Genomic DNA, 18,028 nt, shown 5'->3' on the forward strand with positions numbered 1-18,028 from the left:
GGTCTGGCCGGGCATCGCCTGCGCTCCAATCATTCATCTGTCACTGACCCAAGGTTCTCCATGGCTCAATACGTCTTCACCATGCATCGGCTGGGCAAAGTTGTTCCGCCGAAGCGGGAAATCCTGAAAAACATTTCGCTGTCTTTCTTCCCCGGCGCCAAGATCGGCGTACTCGGCCTCAACGGTTCGGGTAAATCCACGCTGCTGAAAATCATGGCCGGCGTCGACACCGAGTTCGAAGGCGAAGCGCGCCCGATGCCGGAACTGAACATCGGTTACCTGCCGCAAGAACCGCAACTGGATCCGACCAAGACCGTGCGTGAAGTGGTCGAGGAAGCGGTCAGCGTGATCAAGGATGCGCAAGCGCGTCTGGACGAGGTCTACGCCGCCTACGCCGACCCGGACGCCGACTTTGACAAGCTGGCCGCCGAACAGGCCAAGCTCGAAGCGATCCTGCAGGCCAGCGACGGTCACAACCTGGAGCGCCAGCTGGAAGTCGCCGCCGATGCGCTGCGTCTGCCGGCCTGGGACGCCAAGGTTGAACACCTGTCCGGTGGTGAAAAACGTCGTGTGGCCCTGTGCCGTCTGCTGCTGTCCGCCCCGGACATGCTGCTGCTCGACGAACCGACCAACCACCTGGACGCCGACTCCGTTGCCTGGCTCGAACACTTCCTGCACGACTTCCCGGGCACTGTGGTCGCGATCACGCACGACCGTTACTTCCTGGACAACGTTGCCGGCTGGATTCTGGAACTCGACCGCGGCGCGGGCATTCCTTACGAAGGCAACTACTCGGGTTGGCTGGAAGCCAAGTCCGATCGTCTGGCCCAGGAATCCAAGCAGCAATCGGCCCACGAAAAAGCCATGAAGGAAGAACTGGAGTGGGTGCGCAAAGGCGCCAAGGCCCGCCAGTCGAAATCCAAGGCTCGTCTGCAACGCTTCGAAGAAATGCAGTCGCAGGAATTCCAGAAGCGTTCGGAAACCAACGAGATCTACATCCCGGCCGGTCCGCGCCTGGGCGACAAGGTCATCGAATTCAAGAACGTCACCAAGGGCTATGGCGATCGCGTCCTGATCGACAACCTGTCGTTCTCCATGCCGAAAGGCGCCATCGTCGGCGTGATCGGCGGTAACGGTGCCGGTAAGTCGACCCTGTTCCGCATGCTGATGGGCAAGGAAACCCCGGACTCCGGCAGCATCGAGATCGGCGAAACCGTGCAACTGGCCTGCGTGGATCAGAGCCGCGAGGACCTGGACGGCAGCAAGACCGTGTTCCAGCAGATCTCCGACGGTTCCGACCAGATCCGCATCGGCAACTACGAGATCCCGTCGCGTACCTACGTCGGTCGCTTCAACTTCAAGGGCGGCGATCAGCAGAAGTTCGTCAAGGACCTGTCCGGTGGTGAGCGCGGTCGTCTGCACCTGGCGTTGACCCTGAAGGAGGGCGGCAACGTCCTGCTGCTCGACGAACCGTCCAACGACCTCGACGTTGAAACCCTGCGTTCCCTGGAAGAAGCCCTGCTGGACTTCCCGGGCGCCGCCATTGTGATCTCTCACGATCGGTGGTTCCTTGACCGCGTCGCAACTCACATCCTGGCGTACGAAGACGACTCGCAAGCGGTGTTCTTCGAAGGCAACTACACCGAGTACGAAGCCGATCGCAAAAAGCGCCTCGGCGAAGCAGCGGCCCAGCCACACCGGGTACGCCACAAGAAACTGGCCTGATTACGGGTTGGTTGCATGAAACAGCGGAGCCTTCGGGCTCCGCTTTTTTTGCCTGCAATGCAGACTGTTTTATACCTTGTGTACTATTTGTTTTCATAAATGCGACATTTTTGTCTGTTGCTGTGTACAGATCGTTTGTTACAGTCCGGCTCAATCGCTTCCAACGACAACAAATCTGCCGAGACTTTTCCCATGATCGAATCCGTCGAATCCTTCCTCGCCCGTCTGAAAAAACGCGATCCGGATCAACCCGAATTCCACCAGGCCGTCGAAGAAGTCCTGCGCAGCCTGTGGCCGTTTCTTGAAGCCAATCCGCACTATCTGACCTCGGGGATTCTGGAGCGCATCTGCGAGCCGGAGCGGGCGGTGGTGTTCCGGGTGTCGTGGGTCGACGATCAGGGCAAGGTGCAGGTCAATCGCGGTTTCCGCATCCAGATGAACAGCGCCATCGGCCCGTACAAGGGCGGCTTGCGCTTCCATCCTTCGGTGAATATGGGCGTGCTGAAATTCCTCGCCTTCGAACAGACCTTCAAGAACTCCCTGACCTCATTGCCCATGGGCGGCGGCAAGGGTGGCTCGGACTTCGATCCGAAGGGCAAGAGCGACGCCGAAGTCATGCGTTTCTGCCAGGCATTCATGAGCGAGCTGTACCGGCACATCGGTGCCGACGTGGACGTGCCGGCAGGCGATATCGGTGTCGGCGCCCGGGAAATCGGTTTCCTGTTCGGCCAGTACAAGCGCCTGAGCAACCAGTTCACCAGCGTGCTGACCGGCAAGGGCATGACCTACGGCGGCAGTCTGATCCGTCCGGAAGCCACCGGTTTCGGTTGCGTGTACTTCGCCGAGGAAATGCTCAAGCGTCGCGGGCAGACCGTCGAAGGCAAGCGTGTGGCGATCTCCGGTTCCGGCAACGTCGCGCAATACGCAGCCCGCAAGGTGATGGACCTGGGCGGCAAAGTGATTTCCCTGTCCGACTCCGAAGGCACGCTGTATTGCGAGGCGGGCCTGAGCGAAGAACAGTGGCTGGCGCTGCTGGAACTGAAGAACGTCAAGCGTGGGCGGGTCAGCGAATTGGCCTCCGCCTTCGGCCTGGAGTTCCGCGCCGGTCAACTGCCATGGTCGTTGCCGTGCGACATCGCGCTGCCATGCGCGACCCAGAACGAACTCGACGCCGAATCCGCCCGCACCTTGCTGCGCAACGGCTGCATCTGCGTGGCCGAGGGCGCGAACATGCCGACCACCCTTGAGGCTGTGGATATCTTTATCGAGGCCGGCATTCTGTTTGCGCCGGGCAAGGCCTCGAATGCCGGCGGCGTGGCGGTCAGTGGGCTGGAGATGTCGCAGAACGCCATGCGCCTGCTGTGGACCGGGGGCGAAGTGGACAGCAAGTTGCACGGGATCATGCAGTCGATCCACCACGCCTGTGTGCACTACGGCGAGGAAAACGGCCGGATCAACTACGTCAAAGGCGCGAACATTGCCGGCTTCGTCAAGGTCGCCGACGCGATGCTCGCCCAAGGCGTGGTTTAAGCAACCGGGTTCAAGAGCGCTCGATGCGGATCACTTCGATCAGTTGATCGCCTGCCGGGCGCTGCCACAGCACTTCATCGTTGATCCGCGCGCCAAGCAGCGCACGGCCCAGCGGTGAGGCCCAGTTGATCAGGCCGTTGGCCGCATCGGCCTGGTCTTCACCGACCAGTTGCACCCGGTGCTCGGTGTCGTGTTCGTCGGCGTAGGTCACCCAGCTGCCGATCTGCACTTTGTCGGTAGATGTCGGGGCCGGTGCGACCTGAGCGCTGCCGACCCGTTGATTGAAATAACGCAAATCCCGTTCGAGATCGGCCAGCCGCTGTTTGTCAGCCTGTTCGCCCTTGGCCGACTGCTCGGCGTGCAGGCTTTGCAGCTCGGCGACTTTCGCCTGCAACTGGGCAAACCCTTGCGGCGTGACGTAATTGGGCTGTGTGCTGACCTGCCGCTCGACCGGCTGATCGGCTTGCGCAGCAGCGTTGTCTTCGTTGACGAAAGCGCGACTCATGGTGGGCTCCTGTTATAGCCGTTGGGCCATGGTCGCAGGCAAAAGGTTTCGCTGGATGTCTGGAAGCGACCTACTGCGAACGATAAGCCCGCGCGGCGCCCTGATCCTTCTCCTGCTGCCAGGCGCGCTCGCGTTCGTCCCAGTGCTCGTTGCGATACTGTTCGCGATCCTTGTTTTCCAGCATCGCCTGACACTGACGGAAGCCGTCGCTCCAGCCCTCGGCGTATTGCTTGTCCTTGAGATAGCGCGGCACGTTCTTGCGAAACTCGCCGCTGATCGAACCGGCCGCCTGACGACCGCTGATGCACCCGTCATCGAAACCGTCGGCGAACGCCGGTGGATAACCCTTGGCAATCAAGTCTTGGTGGGTGCTCTGACAGCCACCCAGCAACAGCAACACGCCCGCGAACACCGCACACCGCCACATCACACTCTCCCGGGCCGTTAAACGGCTGATAGGGAAAGTCTAGAAGCGGATTCGTCGATGGGGCGTGAAAGAAAGATCAAAACCTCAGTAGTGATACCACTTCACTTCCAGCATCACTTCGGTCTCCGGCGTGGCCAGATGGCTGAACTCACGCTGGGCGCTCAGGCGCAGGCCGAGGTTGCGCGACAGTTCCCACTGCTGATTCAGGCTCAGGCTACGGCGCACTTCACCATTGAAGAAGTAATCGCCTTTGGCCTCCAGGCTGAGATTGCCCAACGGGTTTTTCCACAAAACGCCGGTATTGAAACCGCCTGCGGGGGAAACGAACTCGGCGAAATCATTGTTGTGTTCAACGCGCACGGTGCCGAGGGCAAAACCCAGCACATCGTCACCCAGCGCCCACGTGCCGCCACCGCCACCGTTGACGTGGCTGACCAGCGTCTCGTCATCATGCTTGCCCGGTACACGCTCAAGACCACCGGTGACCTGCCACGACAACGGCTGCAACAGCGCATTGCGCGGTGTCAGCGAGCGGATGGTCGCCAGATCCAGTTGCTGGAATTGCCAGTGATTACCTTCGTACTGGCGCAGCTTCATCTGCAGGATTTCGATCTGCGCGCCGAGGGGGAAACTCTCGGCGTTGTCGTTGAGGTCGTGATAGGCCATGCGCAAACCGTACTCGCCAAACGCGCGATCGCCGCGAGTGCCGACACCGGCCTGCCAGGTGCGCGATTCGTGGCCGTCTTCGGGCAGACCCGGTTGGGGAATTTGCAGCTCCGGCGCCGGGTTCTTGTTGATCGCTCGCAGCAATTCGAAACTGCGTTGCGCTCGCTGTGGATCACGCTCCTGGCCGTTGGCGCGGTAGCGCTCCAGCCGATACGCCGCGTCAACAATCAGCGCCTGGCGATCCCGGGGCAGGGCCTGGAAGGCTGGGTCCTGAAGTTGCTGCTGGTCGGCGCTGACTTTCAGCACCCAGTCCTGTTCTTCGCCGCTCAGGGGCTCGGCGCGGCTGAGCAATTCGCGCTCGCGGGACGGACGGTATTCGATGTGCTCGACCAGTCCGGCCTCCTTCACTGCTTTGACGGTGTCGGTGGGGATCGCCGTCAGCGGGAATTGCTCGGTCAGGCGCAGGCTTGGGCGCGCTACCTGCAGTAGTTCGAGCAGGCGATAGGAGCAGTTTTCATCGAAGAAGAAATAGTCGAACTGGATCTGCTTCAGCTCCCACACATGCTCGACCATGCGCGCGGTTTCGGCTTGCGTCAGATTGAGCCGGTATTCCCACAGGTCGCGGTTTTCCAGGCTGCGGTATTCCGAGAGTTTTTCCTGATAGGGCACCAGCGCGAACAATCCCGGATAACCGCCCATCAGGCCTTTCCAGGCGTACAGGATGCTGTTGTCCGAGCCTTCGATGTAGGCGCCGAAGTTGATCGCGTAACTGAGCAGCGAAGTCTTGTCGCTCTGCACGTCGGCCTGGTCGATGCGCAGCAGGGTATGGCCGAACATCGACGACGGGCTGTTGAGATAGGCTGCCGGGAAAATCATCACTGCGCTGTGGGGCGAGACGTCCTTGAACCATTTCTTGAATTCGGCGCAGTCCGGCGCCGGTAAGTCGGTCAGGTTCAGTTGATCTTTCAACCAGCGGGTGCGTGCCGGGTAAACGCACTGTGCGTGTCGCTCACCGAGACTGGCCGGGGCGTACAACGCCTGCACGGTGGCGGCCAGTTCATGGTCGGGGTGTTCGTTGCCGTCGGGGGCGAGGAAGAATTTTTTGTCGCTGACGTAGCTGCGCCAGCCACCGAGTTTGGCGGTTTCGTAATGACCGAGGGAAATCCAGAAGCGGTCGTTGGCCAGTTGCTGCAAACGTTGAGGGTCGATGTGAGGCGCGGCGGACAGCGGGGCGCAGACACACAGCGCCAGCCAGGCAAGGCGTTTGAGCATAAATGGCAACTTAAGTCGAAAAGAAACAAAGCCCAGGAAGGGCGGGCCGAAAAAATAAAACCCGCTTCCCGAAGGAAGCGGGTGGGTCGAGCTTAAGCCTGAGTCGCGTACTTGGCCAGACGTGGGTCTGCCTTCAGAACGGCCAGGGTGTTGGTATGCACGTCTTCAGCGGTCACGTCAGCCTTGCTGAAGATCTGCTGGAAGTGCTCGTGAGTGACGGCGGCGAAGTGCGCACGGTCTTCCGGCGCCACGCCCAGTACCACGGCATAGGTCGTCAGCGCTTCGCCGTTGCCTTTTGCCATGTCTTCGGACAGCTCGTTCATCATGCCATTCATGGCAAACCAGGATTTGCCGCCATAGGTCAGCGAAGCGTTGGTGGAGCAGCCGTTGGTGCCGGACGTCATGCCGAACGTCGCGTTGCCGGAGGTGCCGTTGGTGGTAGATGCCAGGAAGTGTGCCGGGGTGCCACGCTGACCTTCGAACAGCATGTTGCCCCAACCGCAATCCGGGCCGCCTGGAGCTTGCGCCATGGCGTTGATGGATACAGCGGTGAAGAGAGTACCGAGAAGAATCCGTTTCATAGCTTTGTTCTCTTTGTGTGCATACCAATGGACAGGGTTCTGGCCCCCAAGCTCTGTACGAAACAGATCCAGACGAAGCCAGTGGGCCGGTATTAGTTCCAGCCGCGCAGTTTGGAGTTTAGGCACGTTCCGAGGGTTCCGTGAGTTTTTGCACAATATTTGGAATAAACCCCGGTTTCACGGGGCGGCGCCGCGTGCAGGGCGGTTGTCTATGCTTTGTCGTGTGGCGCGCCTTGCCAGTGGGGCTCGGGCAGCGCCAGAATGCCGCTATCTGCCCCGCCTGATTGTTAAGGAAGCCCGATGCCTGATCCTGTTGCTGCCAGCTTGCGTCTAGCGCCCGAAGCGCTGACCCGTCCGTTTTCCGCTGAACAGTTCAGCTTCACTACCACCAATGATCTGGAGCCCTTTCGCGGTGTGCTCGGCCAGGAACGTGCGGTCGAAGCCTTGCAGTTCGGTGTGGCCATGCCACGCCCCGGTTACAACGTATTTGTCATGGGCGAGCCCGGCACCGGCCGTTTCTCGTTCGTCAAACGCTACCTGAAGGCCGAAGGCAAACGCCTGCAGACCCCGGCGGACTGGGTCTACGTCAACAATTTCGATGAGCCGCGCGAACCCCGCGCTTTGGAGCTGCCATCGGGCAGCGCCGCTGCTTTCATCGGCGACATCAACGGCCTCATCGACAACCTGCTGGCGACCTTTCCTGCGGTGTTCGAGCACCCGTCCTACCAGCAGAAGAAAAGCGCCATCGACCGCGCCTTCAACCAGCGCTACGACAAGGCACTGGATGTCATCGAACGTCTGGCTTTGGAAAAAGACGTCGCCCTGTACCGCGACAGCAGCAACATCGCCTTCACCCCGATGCTCGAAGGCAAGGCGCTGGACGAAGCCGAGTTCGCCCAGTTGCCGGAGGCCGAACGCGAGCGTTTTCATGACGACATCTCCGGCCTCGAAGAGCGCCTGAACGAAGAGCTCGCCAGCCTGCCGCAATGGAAGCGCGAGTCGAGCAACCAGCTGCGTCAGCTCAACGAAGAAACCATCACTCTGGCCTTGCAGCCCTTGCTCGCACCGCTGTCGGAAAAGTACGCGGAAAATGCGGCCGTCTGCGGTTACCTGCAAGCGATGCAGGTCTATCTGCTGAAAACCGTGGTCGAGCAACTGGTCGATGACAGCAAGACCGACGCCGTCGCGCGCAAGCTGCTGGAAGAGCAATATGCGCCGAGCCTGGTGGTCGGCCATCCGGCCAGCGGCGGTGCGCCGGTGGTCTTCGAGCCGCATCCGACCTACGAAAACCTGTTCGGCCGCATCGAGTACACCACCGATCAGGGCGCGCTCTACACCACCTATCGCCAGTTGCGTCCGGGTGCGTTGCACCGCGCCAACGGTGGTTTCCTGATTCTTGAAGCGGAAAAAATGCTCGGCGAGCCGTTTGTCTGGGATGCGCTCAAGCGCGCCCTGCAATCGCGCAAGCTGAAGATGGAATCGCCGCTGGGCGAGATGGGCCGTTTCGCCACCATGACGCTCAACCCGCAGCACATTCCGTTGCAGGTCAAAGTGATCATCATCGGCGCGCGTCAGCTGTATTACACGCTGCAGGACCTCGATCCGGATTTCCAGGAGATGTTCCGCGTTCTGGTGGACTTCGACGAAGACATCCCGATGGTCGACGAAAGCCTGGAACAGTTCGCCCAGTTGCTGAAGACCCGCACTTCGGAAGAAGGCATGGCGCCATTGACCGCCGACGCGGTGGCGCGTCTGGCGACTTACAGCGCGCGTCTGGCCGAGCACCAGGGGCGTTTGTCAGCGCGGATCGGCGATCTGTTCCAGCTGGTCAGCGAGGCGGATTTCATCCGGCATCTGGCCAACGATGAAATGACCGACGCCGGCCACATCGAGCGTGCCCTGAAGGCCAAGGCCACCCGCACCGGCCGGGTGTCGGCGCGGATTCTCGACGACATGCTGGCGGGGATCATTCTGATCGACACCGACGGCGCCGCAGTCGGCAAGTGCAACGGCCTGACCGTGCTCGAAGTCGGCGACTCGGCGTTCGGCGTGCCGGCGCGGATTTCCGCCACGGTGTACCCGGGCGGCAGCGGCATCGTCGACATCGAGCGGGAGGTCAATCTCGGTCAGCCAATCCACTCCAAGGGCGTGATGATCCTCACCGGGTATCTGGGCAGCCGTTACGCCCAGGAATTCCCGCTGGCGATTTCCGCGAGCATCGCGCTGGAGCAATCCTACGGCTACGTCGATGGCGACAGTGCGTCGCTGGGCGAGGCGTGCACACTGATTTCGGCGTTGTCGAGAACCCCGCTCAAGCAATGCTTCGCGATCACCGGCTCGATCAACCAGTTCGGTGAAGTGCAGGCGGTGGGCGGGGTCAACGAGAAGATCGAAGGCTTCTTCCGTCTCTGCGAAGCACGCGGGCTGACGGGCGAGCAGGGCGCGATCATTCCCCAGGCCAACGTTGCCACGCTGATGCTTGATGAAAAAGTATTGGCGGCGGTGCGTGCAGGGCAGTTCCACGTTTACGCGGTGCGTCAGGCCGACGAAGCGTTGAGCCTGCTGGTAGGCGAGCCGGCCGGTGAGCCGAACGAACAGGGCGAATTCCCGGAAGGCAGCGTCAATGCGCGGGTGGTGGAGCGCCTGCGGGTGATTGCCGAGATGATCAGTGAAGAGGATCTGAAAGAGGCCGAAAAGGAACTGGCGCAGGAGGCGCTGGCGGAGGCCAAGCCTGCTTAAGTCAGGCGGCAGTAAAAAAAACGGGAGCCTTGGGCTCCCGTTTTTGTTTTGTCGCGAACGTCGGCAAAAGTGCCATCAGTCTGGCGTCAATATTCACACAATGACCATTCGGCGCCTTCTGGTTCTGTGCGGCTTGCGCGGCGGACTTTTCTTCTATTCTCTGCTCAAGGACATCGACAGTATCACTGGATCGAAACAGCTCTTCAGCAAGGGCTGAACACCGGCTTTACCGAGGGTCGCCGCCATGTCGCGCAACCTCTGCCTCACCCGTCAGTGCCTGGGTCTCGTGACCCGTATCGAATGCGCCATCAAGCCGTTGGCCGGCGATAACGGCATGTGGACGTTGCTCTTCGCCGCCGGCATGGCCGGTGAACAACCTTCCGCCATCAAGGCCCAGGGCCCGTTTCACGGGCCGATCGCCGCCGAGTCGATTCTCGACACCATCGTTGAAAGCCTGACGATGCACGGCTATGAACTGGCCAATGATCCACAGATCTGGTCGTTGCATCTGCAGGCGCAGTTGCGGCAGATCAACGGTGGACGCGGACGCAGCATCGGCACTTTCGATCACTAGAGTGCCGATCATCAGCGCCGATCAGGGCGCAGCGCCCTGGGTCTGCGCCTTGTCGAGTTTGACCTCAAAGCCGTATTGCACGGTGGCGAGGTCGGTTCGCTGGTAGGTTTCCACGTGCGTCGGACGGCCGTAGAAATAATGCACGCCGAATAACGCCGGCCCTTCCGCGCTCGCGTTGTGGCTGACCGACAGAATCCGCTTCAGGTAATGACCGCTGTCGTCCTTGACGAAGAATCGCCATTCGTTGGCGGGGAATCGCTTCAAATCCACCACCAATGCGTTGTTCCTGATTTCCAGACCTTTAGGCAGGGCCTTGGCTTCATAAGCCTGTTTGTCCACCGTGGCCAGGAACAACGGCATCGAGCCGACGGCAATCGCCGGGGTTTCCGGGAACAGGTTCAGGTCGTAGGTGATGGTCGCCTGCAGCGGGTCGACCTGATACGCCTCGGGCGGCAGTTCGATCGGCTCGTCGAGTTTGCCATTGTGTTTTTCAGTGAAGAACGTCACCGGGCTTTCGCCGGGGCTGAAGTCGTCGCCGAGCATTTCATCGTTGAAGGTTTTGCGGTGGTCGAATTCGATGCGCGCGGCGCTCGGCTCTTCAACCGACTGACGGATATGAACGCCGCTTTTCAGCTGTTCTTCAGTCAGGGACGCGCCCTTGAGCCAGTCGGGCGCGAGGTCATCGTAGACGGTGATCGGCAGGTCGAGCGGCTGCACGGTTTTTTCCGTGGTGTGCGGATCGAATTCGCGCACGGGCAAATCCAGCGCCTTACGGGTGACGGTTGCTTCGGAAAAATCCAGCAGGCTGACTTCGAGGGTGTCGATCGGGCCGTTGAAGTACACCTTGTTGTAGTGGCGCGGATGCTGCTGTTCAAAGGCCTGTTGTTCATCGTCCAGCTTTTTTTCCAGCGTCTCGCTCCAGGCTTTTTGCTGTTGCAGGTAGGCCAGCTGCTTTTGATAGAACGCCACCTGCTCGGGGTTTTCATTGATGGCGCCGGCGCGCACCAGAAACTGGCCCGTCGAATCGCGGGCCTGGACGATCAACGGATTGAGCCGGGTATTGGCGACTTCCGGGGCGAGCGGCAGTTGGTTGCTGAACTCGAGTTCGGCGTAGTGTGTGTCCAGTTTCAGCAAGGTCACGCTGAGGTTGCCGTCGGAGCGGGTCTGGCCGACGTCCTTTTTATCCAGATTGAAACTGTGCAGGCGTTTCGGGACGATGACTTCCACCTGGCCTTGCAGGCTGACCGGGCGCGGCAGGTTCTTCTTGTCGACATTCAAACCCTCGATGAACGGGTAAGTGACAGTCAGGTCATCGGGGTTGGTGACGTTGGAGCTGGAAGGACTGAGCTGAATGCCCGGATCGGTTTCCGACCATTCCGGTTGATAGGCAATCACCCGTTTGTTGCTCAGGGTCACCGAGTGCCACTCCACGCCATGGGGGAACAGAAAGCCGCCGGGGATGTTGAGATTGAAGGGGAACACCGGTTGCAGATCGGTGAGGTAATCGGAACTGGAATCCTTGTGCAGCACGAACAGGCCGTTGATGAAGGTATCGACCAGCGTCTGCGGCGTGGGGTAGTGCCTGAGCACGCCGAGGGCGTCTTCGCCGTATTCGGTAATGGACGGTTTGTTGTCGAGCTTCTGTTGCGCGCGTTCGAGCAACAGCAGCGAACCGCCGAGTTCGGTCACGGCGTCCTTGAGTTTGGGGTCGGTGATGGCGTCCAGCGACTGCTCGAACTGCGCGGTCTTTTCCTCGAGGCTGACGGCAGGCTTTTCATCGCCGGGCGAACACCCGCCAAGCAACAGGGCAAAGCAAATTCCGGCAGTCGTTATCGGCAATCGCACATCCATTTCCCGTCTTCCTGTGCACTGTCGCTGGGCTGTCAATGGTTTGGACACTAGCAGAAAAACTTTGACACACACACGCAGGTGGCGGATTTCCGGGCGGTTTCTGGCTGTCATGGGCGGCTGGTATACTCGCCGCCGATTTCAACCCTTCTTGTGTGAGAGTCAATGGAACGCTTTATCGAAAATGCAATGTACGCCACGCGCTGGCTGCTGGCGCCGATCTACATCGGGCTGTCCCTGGGGCTGCTGGCGCTGGCATTGAAATTCTTCCAGGAAGTGTTTCATGTCATTCCCAACGTTTTCTCCATGGCCGAGTCCGAGCTGATTCTGGTGCTGCTGTCGCTGATCGACATGGCGCTGGTCGGTGGCTTGCTGGTGATGGTGATGATTTCCGGCTACGAGAACTTCGTCTCCGAGCTGAACATCGATGAAGGCAAGGAAAAGCTCAGCTGGCTGGGCACCATGGACTCCTCGTCGCTGAAGATGAAAGTGGCGGCGTCGATCGTTGCAATCTCTTCGATCCATCTGCTGCGGATCTTCATGGATGCCAAGAACGTCGATCCCGAGCACCTGATGTGGTACGTGATCATCCACATGACCTTCGTGATCTCGGCGTTTGCCATGGGTTATCTGGACAAGCTCACCAAGCACTGATGAGCTGACGATTGCTGTAACAAAACCGCCCGTCTGTTGCGAAACAGACGGGCGGTGTCGTTTGTGGCTTGTACTTTGATTCGCCGAGGCATATCCCTGTAGGTCTCAAGGCTCGTCACCGCGTGAGGTGCGTTCATGAACCTGCAAGAGTTGAATGCGTTTGCCGTCGCCAGAAAGGTCGACGAACTGAACCTGATCTCCATGGAAGGCGGGATCTATCTGCTTGAGGCCCGGATGCATGGCGCGGCGTATCCGCTGAGCGATCCGCAGGGGAATATGCTGACGCTGCGTTCGGTCGAGCATGCCCGGGATGTGCTGCATAACTTTCCGGTGCTGCCGTTCAACCTGGTGCACACCTCGGTGCACGATGAAATGTGCGGTCTTGGCGCCAGTGGCGAAGAAAGCCTGAAGGTGCCGCTGGCCTGGCGATCCGCGCTGTAGGCCCTGGGGCCTGATCAATGCCGGAACATCTGTGCTAGTCTGCTCGCCCTTTTGGTTCCGGGCGCGCCGGGACGCGCTGTGTACGCACGGCAGGTCCTGAGGCCGTCCGCACAGCGGAGCAGTGTCATGTCCGAAGTAAATCTGTCCACCGACGAAACCCGCGTCAGCTACGGTATCGGCCGTCAGCTGGGTGACCAGCTGCGCGACAACCCGCCACCGGGTGTCAGCCTGGACGCCATCCTGGCCGGTCTGACCGACGCATTCGCCGGTAAGGAAAGCCGTGTAAGCCAGGAAGCCATGTCCGCCAGCTTCAAGGTGATCCGCGAGATCATGCAAGCCGAAGCCGCTGCCAAGGCTGAAGCCGCCGCCGGCGAAGGCCTGGCATTCCTGGCTGAAAACGCCAAGAAAGAAGGCATCACCACCCTGGCTTCCGGCCTGCAGTTCGAAGTGCTGACTCAAGGTGAAGGCGCCAAGCCATCCCGTGAAGACACCGTGCGTACTCACTACCACGGCACGCTGATCGACGGCACTGTGTTCGACAGCTCCTACGAGCGTGGCCAGCCGGCTGAATTCCCGGTGGGCGGCGTTATCGCTGGCTGGACCGAAGCCCTGCAACTGATGAATGCCGGCAGCAAATGGCGTCTGTACGTGCCGAGCGAACTGGCTTACGGCGCTCAAGGCGTTGGCAGCATCCCGCCGCACAGCGTTCTGGTGTTCGACGTCGAGCTGCTCGACGTTCTGTAATCCCGTTACCCTGCACAAGCGTGGCTTGTGCAGGGTTTCTCCGCCGTTCTCATACTTCGATCTTGTTGTGCAGTTCACTGGTCGGGCGCAAGGCCCGGGCATAGCAGAACAGGAACAGATTGCGCACCAGCTCCTTGAGCACCAATGGCTCGCTGGAACTCAGGCCGCTGACATCCAGATCCCCTTGATCCTGCAACTCGTGCAGGGCTTCTTCTTCCAGTACGGCACAGACTTCACCGGTTTCCCGATGCAGGATCCTGAGGTACGGATGCGGGCGATCCAGCCAGGCGTCGATCAAATAAGTCATGGGTCTCATCTCCATTGAAAGGTTTCAATGAGAATAATTCTTATTCGTCAAATAGCAAGCGCCTATTGGCGGTTTGTGATTTTTTGCGGGTAAAGATTGCGTAAGGTCAAAACGGCTGGCGTTTGGCTATTGCGAGGATTTGTTGGGGATTGCGGGGGAGGGCGAAGCTCCATCCCACGGCGGGCGCGGGATGGAAGACAGCAGACTCAGACTTTTCTGACGAACTCGGATTTGAGTTTCATCGGGCCGATGCCGTCGATCTTGCAGTCGATGTCATGATCACCATCGCACAGGCGGATGTTCTTGACCTTGGTGCCGACCTTGACCACCAGCGAGGTGCCCTTGACCTTCAGGTCCTTGATCACGGTGATGGTGTCGCCGTCCTGCAGGACGTTACCGACCGAATCTTTCTTCACGGCATCATCGGACGCCACTTCGGCTTCACCGCCGGCAGACCACTCGTGGGCGCACTCCGGGCACACCAGTTGGGTGCCGTCTTCGTAGGTGTATTCGGAATTGCATTTCGGGCAGGGTGGCAACGTGCTCACTAAGGCTCCTTGGAGAGGGGATCGCTAAAAGTCGCACATTGTATAGGGTTTTAGCCGCCGATGGCAGGCAACAAAAAACCGCAGGCTCCAACGGAGGCTGCGGTTTTTAGATGACGCGATGCTGATCAGTGCGTGCGGGCGACCGCGAACTCGCTCAGCTCAACCAGCGCATCGCGGTATTCGCTGGCCGGCAGCGCGTCGAGGCACTTGATCGCACGGGCCACGTAATCACGGGCCAGTTGCGCTGTGTATTCCAGCGAACCGGAGGCTTCCACGGCGATGCGGATGCTTTCCAGGTCTTCGATCCCGCCTTTCTGGATCGCCTGGCGTACCAGTGCGGCTTGCTCTGGCGTGCCTTCGCGCATGGTGTAGATCAGCGGCAGGGTCGGCTTGCCTTCGGCCAGATCGTCACCGACGTTCTTGCCCAGGGTTTCGGCGTCGCCCTTGTAGTCGAGCAGGTCGTCGACCAGTTGGAACGCCACGCCCAGGTGATCGCCGAAGGTGCGCAGGGCTTCGCTCTGCTCGGCGGTGGCACCGGCCAGCGCCGCGGCACTGTGGGTCGAAGCCTCGAAGAGCATCGCGGTCTTGCCGCGGATGACTTCCATGTAGGTTTCTTCGGTGGTGCTGGCGTCGCGGACCTTGGACAGTTGCAGCACTTCGCCTTCGGCGATGATGCGCGTGGCCTGAGACAGGATCTTCATCACCGGCATCGAGCCCAGTTCGACCATCATCTCGAACGAACGCGAGTACAGGAAGTCGCCCACCAGTACGCTCGGGGCGTTGCCCCACATGGCGTTGGCGGTGGAGCGGCCACGGCGCATGCCGGACATGTCGACCACGTCGTCATGCAGCAGGGTGGCGGTGTGCAGGAATTCGATGGTGGCGGCCAGCAGGCGCATGTCGTCGCCTTCGCGACCCAGGGCCTTGCCACACAGCAGCACCAATAAAGGACGCAGGCGTTTGCCGCCGGCCGACGTGATGTAATCGCCGATTTTCGATACCAGCGGCACTCGGGAAGTCAGCTGCTTCTTGATGATGCCGTCGACGGCGCTAAAATCGTCCGCCACCGCGCGGTAGAAAGCTTGGGGTTGCATCAGCGACAGGTGCTCCAGAAGGGTTGCGCGGCATGCTAGGACCCACGTCCGGGCCTGTCAAGGCGCGATGGACGGCCCCTTGCATGACTTCGAAGGCTTGCGTACAATCGCGCACCCTGAACTTCCTGGGCAGCACCTGCCTTACGCAATTGCACTTGGGCCGTTCCAGCCCCATGCAGCCATGCCAGCCAATACCTCTTCTTATAAAGAGCTGGGTGAGCAGGATTATCGGAGAAATACCATGTACGCAGTAATCGTTACCGGCGGTAAGCAATACAAGGTCGCTGAAGGTGAATACCTGAAGATCGAAAAACTGGAAGTCGCCACTGGCGAATCCGTGACTTTTGACCGCGTTCTGTTGGTCGCCAACGGCGACGACGTGAACATCGGCGCACCTGTTGTTGCTGGCGCAACCGTCAAGGCTGAAGTGATCTCCCAAGGTCGTCACGATAAAGTCCGCATCATCAAGTTCCGTCGCCGTAAGCACCACATGAAGCGTATGGGCCACCGCCAGTGGTTCACCGAGATCAAAATCACCGGTATTCAGGCTTAATTACAGCCTAATTCCTCACTAGGAGAATTGAACTCATGGCACACAAAAAAGCTGGTGGTAGTACCCGTAACGGTCGCGACTCAGAAGCCAAACGCCTTGGCGTGAAGATGTATGGCGGCCAGGTCATCAAGGCCGGCAACATCATCGTGCGTCAGCGCGGTACCCAATTCCACGCTGGTTACGGCGTTGGCATGGGTAAGGATCACACCCTCTTCGCGAAAATCGAAGGCGTGATCAAGTTTGAAGTAAAAGGCGCCTTCGGTCGTCGTTACGTGAGCGTTGTCGCAGCCTAACTGCGAGAGTGCTGGAGAAGCCCTGTCTTGCGACGGGGCTTTTTCGTTTGTGGGGTGAGTCTCTTGCAAAGCTGTTTGTATGGGCTGCCGGCGTGCGATGCAGGTCGTGGATTGGGGTCGCTGCGCTCATTTTTGCAAGAGTCTTATGTCTTGATTGTTTTTCGGCTCGTCCGTACGGCGAGAGGCGTTGGTTATGAAGTTTGTTGATGAAGTATCGATCCGCGTAAAGGCTGGCGACGGCGGCAATGGCTGCATGAGTTTCCGTCGGGAAAAATTCATTGAAAACGGCGGCCCGAACGGTGGTGATGGCGGTGACGGCGGTTCCATCTACATGATGGCCGACGAAAACCTCAACACCCTGGTGGACTACCGTTACACCCGGCACTTCGATGCCGAGCGTGGCTCCAACGGCGGCAGCACCGACTGCACCGGCAAGAAGGGTGAAGACCTGATCCTGCGCGTGCCGGTCGGCACCACCGTGATCGACTCCGCCACCCAGGAAGTCATCGGCGACCTGACCAAAGCCGGTCAGAAACTGATGGTGGTGCAGGGCGGCTGGCACGGTCTGGGTAACACCCGTTTCAAATCCAGTACCAACCGTGCGCCGCGCCAGACCACGCCGGGCAAGCCGGGCGAGCAGCGCGACCTGAAACTGGAAATGAAAGTGCTGGCCGACGTCGGTCTGCTCGGTCTGCCGAACGCCGGTAAAAGTACCTTTATCCGCTCGGTGTCGGCTGCCAAGCCGAAAGTTGCCGATTACCCGTTTACGACCCTGGTGCCGAACCTTGGTGTGGTCAGCGTCGATCGCTGGAAAAGCTTCGTCATCGCCGACATTCCGGGTCTGATCGAAGGCGCTTCCGACGGTGCTGGCCTGGGTATTCGTTTCCTCAAGCACCTGGCGCGTACCCGTCTGTTGCTGCACCTCGTCGACATGGCGCCACTGGATGAAAGCAGCGCGCCGGACGCCGCTGAAGTGATCGTCAACGAGCTGATCAAGTTCAGCCCGTCGCTGGCCGAGCGTGATCGCTGGCTGGTGCTGAACAAGTGCGACCAGATCCTCGAAGAAGAGCACGAAGCGCGGGTCAAGGAAATCGTCGATCGTCTGGAGTGGACTGGTCCGGTTTACGTGATCTCCGCCATCGCCAAAGAAGGCACCGAGCGCCTGACGCGCGACATCATGCGTTATCTGGAAGATCGTGCCGATCGCCTGGCCAATGACCCGGCCTACAAGGAAGAGCTGGCCGATCTGGATCAGCGCATCGAAGACGAAGCCCGTGCGCAGTTGCAGGCGCTGGATGACAAGCGTGCCCTGCGTCGCAGCGGCGTGAAGTCGGTCCACGACATCGGCGACGATGACTGGGACGAAGAAGATGTGGATGACGAAGACGGTCCGGAAATCATTTACGTGCGTGACTGATTCGTTGCAGTAAACTTAAGCGCCGCTCAATCGAGCGGCGTTTTAGTATCTGGAAATCGATTGTTGGTCACGAAGAACCACGAATAACGTCACGGGCAGTGCCAGGTCGC

18 protein-coding genes are annotated in these 18,028 nt (G+C 60.0%); 10 read left to right on the top strand and 8 right to left on the bottom strand.

All coding sequences use genetic code 11. The features are described 5' to 3' along the window. Nucleotides 1–60 precede the first annotated feature (60 nt). Both ettA and gdhA read left to right on the top strand, forming a co-directional pair. Entirely contained in the window at nucleotides 61–1,725 is a 1,665-nt protein-coding gene (ettA, locus tag CAF76_RS23800) for an energy-dependent translational throttle protein EttA (protein WP_007950976.1), read from the top strand. Nucleotides 1,726–1,917: 192 nt separating this feature from the next. Next, nucleotides 1,918–3,255, top strand: a complete 1,338-nt coding sequence (gene gdhA, locus CAF76_RS23805) for an NADP-specific glutamate dehydrogenase (protein WP_085648728.1) — start codon at nucleotides 1,918–1,920, stop codon at nucleotides 3,253–3,255. Nucleotides 3,256–3,265: 10 nt separating this feature from the next. Here gdhA and CAF76_RS23810 read toward each other — a convergent pair whose 3' ends face one another. The 4 genes from CAF76_RS23810 to CAF76_RS23825 all read right to left on the bottom strand — a co-directional run bounded on the left by CAF76_RS23810 (nucleotide 3,266) and on the right by CAF76_RS23825 (nucleotide 6,706). Beyond that, complete coding sequence (locus CAF76_RS23810) at nucleotides 3,266–3,760, bottom strand: GreA/GreB family elongation factor (RefSeq protein WP_085648729.1); 495 nt, start codon at nucleotides 3,758–3,760, stop codon at nucleotides 3,266–3,268. Between the two features lie 70 nt (nucleotides 3,761–3,830). Then, complete coding sequence (locus CAF76_RS23815) at nucleotides 3,831–4,187, bottom strand: hypothetical protein (protein ID WP_085648730.1); 357 nt, start codon at nucleotides 4,185–4,187, stop codon at nucleotides 3,831–3,833. An 84-nt stretch (nucleotides 4,188–4,271) separates the two neighbouring features. Further along, the gene (locus CAF76_RS23820) at nucleotides 4,272–6,125 is read right to left on the bottom strand and encodes a DUF4105 domain-containing protein (RefSeq protein WP_039771730.1); all 1,854 of its coding nucleotides are present in this window, start codon (nucleotides 6,123–6,125) and stop codon (nucleotides 4,272–4,274) included. A 92-nt stretch (nucleotides 6,126–6,217) separates the two neighbouring features. After that, entirely contained in the window at nucleotides 6,218–6,706 is a 489-nt protein-coding gene (locus tag CAF76_RS23825; RefSeq protein WP_007950971.1) for a DUF3015 domain-containing protein, read from the bottom strand. 300 nt (nucleotides 6,707–7,006) lie between these two features. Between CAF76_RS23825 and CAF76_RS23830 the strand changes: the two genes are divergently transcribed. After that, nucleotides 7,007–9,445: a Lon protease family protein gene (locus CAF76_RS23830; protein ID WP_085648731.1), complete on the top strand. Its 2,439-nt coding sequence runs from the start codon at nucleotides 7,007–7,009 to the stop codon at nucleotides 9,443–9,445. A 244-nt stretch (nucleotides 9,446–9,689) separates the two neighbouring features. After that, a complete protein-coding gene (locus tag CAF76_RS23835) occupies nucleotides 9,690–10,019 on the top strand; it encodes a hypothetical protein (RefSeq protein WP_007950969.1) in 330 nt (109 codons plus the stop codon). A 21-nt stretch (nucleotides 10,020–10,040) separates the two neighbouring features. Here CAF76_RS23835 and CAF76_RS23840 read toward each other — a convergent pair whose 3' ends face one another. Continuing rightward, entirely contained in the window at nucleotides 10,041–11,870 is a 1,830-nt protein-coding gene (locus tag CAF76_RS23840) for a hypothetical protein (protein ID WP_085648732.1), read from the bottom strand. A 162-nt stretch (nucleotides 11,871–12,032) separates the two neighbouring features. On the opposite strand from CAF76_RS23840, the gene CAF76_RS23845 reads away from it, so the two are divergent. The 3 genes from CAF76_RS23845 to CAF76_RS23855 all read left to right on the top strand — a co-directional run bounded on the left by CAF76_RS23845 (nucleotide 12,033) and on the right by CAF76_RS23855 (nucleotide 13,706). Continuing rightward, nucleotides 12,033–12,521 carry a TIGR00645 family protein gene (locus CAF76_RS23845; RefSeq protein WP_007950967.1) on the top strand — a complete coding sequence of 163 codons (489 nt, stop codon included), beginning with the start codon at nucleotides 12,033–12,035 and terminating at the stop codon, nucleotides 12,519–12,521. A gap of 135 nt (nucleotides 12,522–12,656) precedes the next feature. Then, the gene (locus CAF76_RS23850) at nucleotides 12,657–12,962 is read left to right on the top strand and encodes a DUF6482 family protein (protein WP_064599536.1); all 306 of its coding nucleotides are present in this window, start codon (nucleotides 12,657–12,659) and stop codon (nucleotides 12,960–12,962) included. A gap of 126 nt (nucleotides 12,963–13,088) precedes the next feature. Next, on the top strand, nucleotides 13,089–13,706 hold the full coding sequence (locus tag CAF76_RS23855) for an FKBP-type peptidyl-prolyl cis-trans isomerase (protein WP_007950965.1): 618 nt from the start codon (nucleotides 13,089–13,091) through the stop codon (nucleotides 13,704–13,706). A gap of 49 nt (nucleotides 13,707–13,755) precedes the next feature. Here CAF76_RS23855 and CAF76_RS23860 read toward each other — a convergent pair whose 3' ends face one another. The 3 genes from CAF76_RS23860 to CAF76_RS23870 all read right to left on the bottom strand — a co-directional run bounded on the left by CAF76_RS23860 (nucleotide 13,756) and on the right by CAF76_RS23870 (nucleotide 15,655). Beyond that, nucleotides 13,756–14,013: a hypothetical protein gene (locus tag CAF76_RS23860; protein ID WP_007950964.1), complete on the bottom strand. Its 258-nt coding sequence runs from the start codon at nucleotides 14,011–14,013 to the stop codon at nucleotides 13,756–13,758. 206 nt (nucleotides 14,014–14,219) lie between these two features. Beyond that, complete coding sequence (locus CAF76_RS23865) at nucleotides 14,220–14,561, bottom strand: zinc ribbon domain-containing protein YjdM (RefSeq protein ID WP_007950963.1); 342 nt, start codon at nucleotides 14,559–14,561, stop codon at nucleotides 14,220–14,222. A 125-nt stretch (nucleotides 14,562–14,686) separates the two neighbouring features. Next, nucleotides 14,687–15,655, bottom strand: coding sequence for a polyprenyl synthetase family protein (locus CAF76_RS23870; protein WP_007950962.1), 969 nt, complete (start codon nucleotides 15,653–15,655; stop codon nucleotides 14,687–14,689). A 241-nt stretch (nucleotides 15,656–15,896) separates the two neighbouring features. On the opposite strand from CAF76_RS23870, the gene rplU reads away from it, so the two are divergent. The 3 genes from rplU to cgtA all read left to right on the top strand — a co-directional run bounded on the left by rplU (nucleotide 15,897) and on the right by cgtA (nucleotide 17,918). Continuing rightward, the gene (rplU, locus tag CAF76_RS23875; protein WP_003228361.1) at nucleotides 15,897–16,208 is read left to right on the top strand and encodes a 50S ribosomal protein L21; all 312 of its coding nucleotides are present in this window, start codon (nucleotides 15,897–15,899) and stop codon (nucleotides 16,206–16,208) included. Between the two features lie 35 nt (nucleotides 16,209–16,243). Continuing rightward, entirely contained in the window at nucleotides 16,244–16,501 is a 258-nt protein-coding gene (rpmA, locus tag CAF76_RS23880; RefSeq protein ID WP_003228360.1) for a 50S ribosomal protein L27, read from the top strand. Between the two features lie 193 nt (nucleotides 16,502–16,694). Further along, nucleotides 16,695–17,918: an Obg family GTPase CgtA gene (cgtA, locus tag CAF76_RS23885; RefSeq protein ID WP_039771717.1), complete on the top strand. Its 1,224-nt coding sequence runs from the start codon at nucleotides 16,695–16,697 to the stop codon at nucleotides 17,916–17,918. Nucleotides 17,919–18,028 lie beyond the last annotated feature (110 nt).

The sequence above is a fragment of the Pseudomonas sp. B40(2017) genome, assembly GCF_002112855.1.
In the GTDB taxonomy this organism is placed as follows: domain Bacteria; phylum Pseudomonadota; class Gammaproteobacteria; order Pseudomonadales; family Pseudomonadaceae; genus Aquipseudomonas; species Aquipseudomonas pharyngis.

Coding starts and splice junctions, on each gene's coding strand:
- ettA (WP_007950976.1), top strand. CDS start 61: ATGGCTCAATACGTCTTCACCATGCATCGGCTGGGCAAAGTTGTTCCG.
- gdhA (WP_085648728.1), top strand. CDS start 1,918: ATGATCGAATCCGTCGAATCCTTCCTCGCCCGTCTGAAAAAACGCGAT.
- CAF76_RS23810 (WP_085648729.1), bottom strand. CDS start 3,760: ATGAGTCGCGCTTTCGTCAACGAAGACAACGCTGCTGCGCAAGCCGAT.
- CAF76_RS23815 (WP_085648730.1), bottom strand. CDS start 4,187: ATGTGGCGGTGTGCGGTGTTCGCGGGCGTGTTGCTGTTGCTGGGTGGC.
- CAF76_RS23820 (WP_039771730.1), bottom strand. CDS start 6,125: ATGCTCAAACGCCTTGCCTGGCTGGCGCTGTGTGTCTGCGCCCCGCTG.
- CAF76_RS23825 (WP_007950971.1), bottom strand. CDS start 6,706: ATGAAACGGATTCTTCTCGGTACTCTCTTCACCGCTGTATCCATCAAC.
- CAF76_RS23830 (WP_085648731.1), top strand. CDS start 7,007: ATGCCTGATCCTGTTGCTGCCAGCTTGCGTCTAGCGCCCGAAGCGCTG.
- CAF76_RS23835 (WP_007950969.1), top strand. CDS start 9,690: ATGTCGCGCAACCTCTGCCTCACCCGTCAGTGCCTGGGTCTCGTGACC.
- CAF76_RS23840 (WP_085648732.1), bottom strand. CDS start 11,870: ATGGATGTGCGATTGCCGATAACGACTGCCGGAATTTGCTTTGCCCTG.
- CAF76_RS23845 (WP_007950967.1), top strand. CDS start 12,033: ATGGAACGCTTTATCGAAAATGCAATGTACGCCACGCGCTGGCTGCTG.
- CAF76_RS23850 (WP_064599536.1), top strand. CDS start 12,657: ATGAACCTGCAAGAGTTGAATGCGTTTGCCGTCGCCAGAAAGGTCGAC.
- CAF76_RS23855 (WP_007950965.1), top strand. CDS start 13,089: ATGTCCGAAGTAAATCTGTCCACCGACGAAACCCGCGTCAGCTACGGT.
- CAF76_RS23860 (WP_007950964.1), bottom strand. CDS start 14,013: ATGACTTATTTGATCGACGCCTGGCTGGATCGCCCGCATCCGTACCTC.
- CAF76_RS23870 (WP_007950962.1), bottom strand. CDS start 15,655: ATGCAACCCCAAGCTTTCTACCGCGCGGTGGCGGACGATTTTAGCGCC.
- rplU (WP_003228361.1), top strand. CDS start 15,897: ATGTACGCAGTAATCGTTACCGGCGGTAAGCAATACAAGGTCGCTGAA.
- rpmA (WP_003228360.1), top strand. CDS start 16,244: ATGGCACACAAAAAAGCTGGTGGTAGTACCCGTAACGGTCGCGACTCA.
- cgtA (WP_039771717.1), top strand. CDS start 16,695: ATGAAGTTTGTTGATGAAGTATCGATCCGCGTAAAGGCTGGCGACGGC.